This is a genomic window from Arthrobacter sp. JCM 19049 (genome assembly GCF_001310435.1).
Map to the genome: position 1 here is coordinate 1 of NZ_BAXF01000115.1, position 5781 is coordinate 5781.

Annotated in this window: 3 protein-coding genes and 3 pseudogenes; 2 read left to right on the plus strand and 4 right to left on the minus strand. The window is 65.0% G+C overall.

The features are described from left to right. The 4 genes and pseudogenes from JCM19049_RS07270 to JCM19049_RS07285 form a co-directional block, all read right to left on the minus strand. Positions 1-754: pseudogene (locus JCM19049_RS07270) on the minus strand (IclR family transcriptional regulator C-terminal domain-containing protein); the annotation flags it as partial. A 149-nt stretch (positions 755-903) separates the two neighbouring features. Beyond that, positions 904-1560: a 3-oxoacid CoA-transferase subunit B gene (locus tag JCM19049_RS07275; protein WP_054821251.1), complete on the minus strand. Its 657-nt coding sequence runs from the start codon at positions 1558-1560 to the stop codon at positions 904-906. After that, positions 1560-2230, minus strand: a pseudogene (locus JCM19049_RS07280) (3-oxoacid CoA-transferase subunit A). Before JCM19049_RS07280 ends, JCM19049_RS07275 begins: the two are co-directional and overlap by 1 nt. A gap of 55 nt (positions 2231-2285) precedes the next feature. Beyond that, positions 2286-3493, minus strand: a pseudogene (locus JCM19049_RS07285) (acetyl-CoA C-acyltransferase). A gap of 206 nt (positions 3494-3699) precedes the next feature. Here JCM19049_RS07285 and JCM19049_RS07290 point away from each other — a divergent pair. Together JCM19049_RS07290 and JCM19049_RS07295 are read left to right on the plus strand one after the other, a co-directional pair. Beyond that, complete coding sequence (locus JCM19049_RS07290; RefSeq protein WP_246049687.1) at positions 3700-4893, plus strand: MFS transporter; 1194 nt, start codon at positions 3700-3702, stop codon at positions 4891-4893. A gap of 194 nt (positions 4894-5087) precedes the next feature. Further along, the coding region (locus tag JCM19049_RS07295; protein ID WP_054821253.1) for an IclR family transcriptional regulator at positions 5088-5781 on the plus strand (694 nt) is incomplete at its 3' end.

Here is a 5781-nt window from a genome sequence, read left to right on the forward strand (position 1 = left end):
CGCAGCAGCTGCGGGAGCACTCGCTGGGCCGCTTCCTGCGCATCGGCCGGGCTGTCGGGTCCCACGCTCATGGATACGTTCATGGCCGCGGCGATGCTGCCGTCCTTGCTGAACACCGGAACAGCCACCGAGCGCAGTCCGACGGACAGCTCCTGGTCCACCAGGGCATACCCCCGTTCCCGGACCTTCTCCAGTTCCGCTTCCAGGGCCTTGGCGTCGGTGATGGTGCGCGGGGTCAGTGCAGCAGGAGTGTCCTGGAGGACCTGCTGCACGGTTTGCGCCGGCTGATGCGCCAGCAGCACCCGGCCCATGGAGGTGCTCAGCGCCGGGAAGCGGTCCCCACAGAGATCCCCACCTGCATGATGGAGCGGGTGTGCACGCGGGCGATGTACATGATTTCACTGCCCTGCAGCACGGAGGCGGAGGCCGATTCCCCGACACTTGCGGAGAGCTCCTCCAGCACCGGTTCAATGAGTTGCGGCAGGGTGGCGCTGGACAGGTAGGCATACCCCAGCTGCAGCACCAGCGCGGTGAGCGCGAACTGCTTCCCGTCCGTGCGCACGTAGCCCAGCTCGGCCAGGGTGTGCAGGAATCGGCGCGCGGTGGCCCGGGACAGTCCGGTGCGTGCGGCGACCTCGGACAGCGTCATGGACGTGTGTTCGGCGTCGAAGCTGCGGATGACCTGCAGCCCGCGGGCCAGGGACTGCACCGAGGTCTTCGCCGACGTGCTGTTCTCGCTGTTCTCGCTGCTCAAGGCTCTCCTGATTGATGTGCTCCGCCCACGGGGTGCCGTGCTGCGGGGATGGTGAAGGGGCACGCGGCCTTGGATGGCGCGTGCCCCTCCTAATTTACTGGTTGTTGGCGAGCACCGCCTCCGCGGATGCCCGCAGCGGCCTGGCGCGTTTAGCCGCGGGCGAGTTCGACCGGCAGCTTGGCCTGAAGCTCCTCGAAGCTGATCCCGTGGGTGGAGCGCACGAACACCTGCCCCTGGCGCAGCTCAAAGACCGCGACCTCCGTATAGATTCGCGAGACGCAGCCGAGCCCGGTAACCGGATAGCTGAGCTGGTCCACCAGCTTGGAGTCTCCGTTCTTCGTAAACAGGCTCATCATGACCCAGGTCTGCTTGGCGCCGATGGCCAGGTCCATGGCGCCGCCCACGGCCGGGATCGCCCCTTCGGCTCCGGTGTGCCAGTTGGCCAGATCCCCGGCGGCCGAGACCTGGAAGGCCCCGAGCACACAGACATCCAGGTGCCCGCCGCGCATCATGGCGAAGGAGTCGGCGTGGTGGAAGAAGCTGGCTCCGGGCAGCTCGGTGACCGGAATCTTGCCGGCGTTGATCAGGTCCTCGTCCACCTGCTCCCCGGTGGCCACCGGTCCCATGCCCAGCATTCCGTTCTCGGTGTGCAGGGTGACGCCCTGTTCGGCGGTGAGGAAGTTGGAAACGTTGGTGGGCTGGCCAATGCCAAGGTTGACGAAGGCACCGGCGGGGATGTCCGCGGCCACCATCTGGGCCATCGCATCGCGGGTCAGTTTTTCGTCGGTGTGCAGCAGCGTGCTCATCAGTTCTTCCCTCCCAGTGCCACCATGGTGTCCACGTAAATGCCCGGGGTCACCACGACCTCCGGGTCGATGCCGCCCACCGGCACGATCTCATCAACCTGGACAATGGCCTGCTTGGCGGCTGTGGCCATGATTGGTCCGAAGTTGCGCGCGGTCTTGCGGTAGACCAGGTTGCCGTGGGTGTCGGCCCGCAGCGCTTGATCAGTGCGACATCGGCGTGGATCGGGGTCTCCAGGACATAACCGCGCCCGTCAATCATGCGCGTTTCCTTGCCCTCGGCCAGCAGCGTGCCGTAGCCGGTGGGGGTGAAGAATCCGCCGATCCCGGCGCCCGCCGCACGAATGCGTTCGGCCAGGTTTCCCTGCGGAACCAGCTCCAGCTCGATGTCCCCGGCCCGGTAGGCCTCATCGAAGTGCCAGGAATCGGATTGGCGGGGGAAGGAGCAGATGATCTTCTTTACGCGGCGTTCCTTGATCAGCAGGGCCAGGCCCACGTCGGCCTGTCCGGCGTTGTTGTTCACCACGGTCAGGTTCGTGGCCCCGCCATCAAGCAGGGCGTCGATCAGTTCCATGGGTTGCCCGGCGTTGCCGAAGCCGCCGATCAGGACGGTGGAGCCGTCCTTCACTTGGGCCACGGCCTCGGCGGGCGAGGTGGCGATACGTGGTGCCATCAGTGTCTACCTCTCTGAGCGAAAATCCTTGGGGAGGGGCGAACCCCCGGTGTGGCTAGTTGGCGGCGTTGACGTTCTCGATGACCACGGCCAGGCCCTGGCCAACGCCAATGCAAATGGCCGCCAGGCCGTAGCGCTGCCCCGACTCCTGCAGCCGGCGGGTCAAGGTCCCCAGGATGCGCAGGCCCGAGGCGCCCAACGGGTGGCCGATGGCGATGGCCCCGCCCCAGGCGTTGACGATGCCCGGGTCAATGTCCCAGGCGCGCAGGCAGGCCAGCGACTGCGCCGCAAACGCCTCGTTCAGTTCCACCGCGGCGATGTCGTTCCACGACAGTCCAGCTTGGACAGCGCCTTGTTGGCGGCCTCGACGGGGGCGAAGCGAAGTACTGCGGGTCCAGGGCGTGGGCCGCGTTGGAGATGATGCGGGCCAGCGGGTCCAACCCGAGCGCCTGTCCTCCGGCTTCCGAGCCAATGAAGGCTGCCGAGGCCCCGTCATTCATGGGTGAGGCATTCCCTGCGGTCACGGTTCCGGTTTCGGCCGGGCGGAACACGGTGCGCAGTCCGGAAAGGGTTTCCGCCGTCGAGTCCGGGCGGACGGTCTCGTCGCGGGTGACTTCGGTGCCCTTCTTGGACGCCGGGGGCACCGGCACGACAAGGTTGTCGTACTTGCCGGCCTGCCAGGCGGCGGCAGCCTGCTGGTGGGAGGTCGCCGCGAACTGGTCCTGGTCTTCGCGGCTGATCTGGTACTTTTCACGCAGCTGCTCGGTCGCTTCACCAAGCGAAACGGTCCATTCCCCAGGCATGGACGGATTGACCAGGCGCCACCCAGGGTTGTGTTGGCCAGTTCCAGGTTGTTCATGGGGAAGGGGCGCTCGGTCTTGGGCAGCACCCATGGCGCACGGCTCATGGACTCCACTCCCCCGACAAGCACCAGGTCCGCATCCCCCGTGGCGACCTCGCGGGAGGCGGCGATGGCCGCGTCCAGGGAGGAACCGCACAACCGGTTCATGGTGGTGCCGGGGATGGAGGTGGGCAGCCCGGCCAGCAGCGTGGCCATGCGCGCGACATTCCGGTTCTCCTCGCCGGCCCCGTTGCGTTGCCGAAAATAACCTCATCGAGGGCGGAGGCATCCAGCTGCGGCGCGCGGGCCACCAGTTCGCGGATCACGTGCGCGGCAAGATCATCCGGCCGGTGCCCTGACAGGCTCCCGCCCAGCTTGCCAAAAGGCGTACGGATCGCGTCATAGAGATAGGCCTGCTGCATTAAGTCACTGCTCCGTTACCGTTCGATGTTCATACTGTGAACTTTCGTTCGTAAAACGAACAATATCAGCCCCAGCCCTCGCACTCAATACTAGCAAAGAAGTTCGCTATGCGAACTAGTGTGCGTGAAGTGAATTTGGTGCTAACATCACTTTGCTATGACGCACATCACCGCCACTTCGTCGGCGGGACTCGAAGGGAGCCACCTTGACTACGTCGCTTAGCGGCACCAGGCCGCAAAAACTTGGCGGCTGGATTGCCGCCCTCTGCTTCTTCATCGTGGTCTTCGAGGGCTACGACATCGTGGCGTTGGGAGCCACCATTCCCGTATTGACCGACCCGGACATCGGTGGCTTCAGTGTCGCCGCCATGAACTGGGTAAACACGTTTTCCCTGATCGGCGTCGGAGTGGGAGCCGCGCTCATGGGGCGTTTGGCCGACCACTTTGGCCGTCGACGCCCCCTGCTCCTGGCGGTTCTGGTGTTTTCGGCCTTCACGCTGGTCTTTCCGCTGATGCCCAATGCGGCACTGATGGGGTTGGTGCGTTTTATCGCAGGTCTGGGACTCGGTGGATGCATGCCGGTGGCCCTGGCGTTGATGCAGGAGAACGCGCCGGTTGGACGCCGGGCCCTGGCCAACAACCTGCCCATGGTCGGATATCACCTGGGTGCCGTACTGGCCTCCCTGGCTGGCCGGGCCGCGGGCATGCACTGGTCGTTGCTTTACTATCTGGGCGGCGGACTAGGCCTGGTGCTGCTCGGCCTGCTTTGGTTCAAGCTCCCCGAAAGCGAAGTGCGCCCCGCGGGAGAGCGCAGCTCGCTGGCAGATGTGCTCAAGCCCAAGTACTTGCGCAGCTCGATCGGCTTGTGGATTGCGGCGTTTATGGGTCTGGTCCTGGTCTATGGATTAAACGCCTGGTTGCCCAAGATCATGGGCGCCGCCGGCTACCCGGTGGCCGACTCCCTGACAATGCTCTTTGTCCTGAACCTAGGTGCGATCGCCGGCCTCATCATCAGCGCCTATGCCGCCGATGCGAAGGGAATCAAACTGGTTTCCCTGCTCTGGTTCGCCGCCTCGGCTGTCTTCCTGGTTCTTCTAGCCCTGCCCTTCGGAAGCCAGGCATTGCTCACGGTGGTCCTCTTCATCACCGGCGTCTTTGTTTTCAGCGCCCAATGCCTGATGTACGTCTATGCCGGGCACGTCTATCCTCGTGACATGGTGGCCACCGGCATCGGTTTGGCTTCGGGGATCGGGCGTTTCGGCGCGATTATCGGCCCCTACGTCACCGGTCTCATGGTGGCCGCGGGGACCGCATATCCTGGGGCGTTCTTCCTCTACGGGGGTGCTGCATTGATCGCGGTCCTGGTCATCGCGCAGATCCCCAAGCCGAAGTCCTCCTAGCGGCAAACGGACGAATCCCGGGGCCAACAATTGAGTAAGAGTGTGCCGGTGCCACAGGATGGCACCGGCACACTCTTACTCATTCCGTCCCCTAGGAGACCTGCCGGGTTCCCCCACCATGCCCAGCGCATCTCCCAGCCCCTCCCACTCGTTCGCCAATATTCCCGCTGCCGTCAGCAGACTAAAGTTGATTCATGGCCAACTCGCCCAGTGGGGATTCCATGCTGGACCGCATTGTGCGGATCCTGGATTCCTTTGACCCCAAGACCCCGAAGCTTTCGGTCGCCGCCCTGGCTCGACGCGCCCAGATTCCCCGCGCCACCATGTACCGCTTGATTGAGGATCTGGTCGGCCACGGTTTGCTGGCGCGTGATCACGAAGGACAAATTTCACTGGGGCTGCGGCTGTGGGAGCTGGCCAACCGCAGTGCCGCTACCCAGGACCTGCGCACCGCAGCACTGCCCTTCATGGAGGACATCAATCAGCTTCTGGGCCAGAACACCCAGCTGGCAATGCTGCATCAGGATGACGTCCTGGTCATTGAGCGTCTCTCCCGTCCCGGGTCGGTGGTCAATCAGGCCAGCGTTGCCGGGCGCATGCCGATCCACCGCACCTCCATGGGCATGGCGCTGCTGGCCTACTCCCCGGCCCCGGTGCTGGAGGACTACCTGAGCCGACACGAGGAAGCCGTCCTCGACTACCATCCCCGGCTACGTCATGAGCTGGCTGAGATCCGACGCCGCGGCTACGCCACCTTCGATGGCTTCATCGATCCCGAGACCACCGGGGCGGCGGCCCCGATTCTTGACGGTCAGGGGTACGCGGCGGCCGTGTTGGCTGTGGTGGTTCCGGGCTCTGCAACGCTGCCCGCCGCGGCCATGGCTCTGC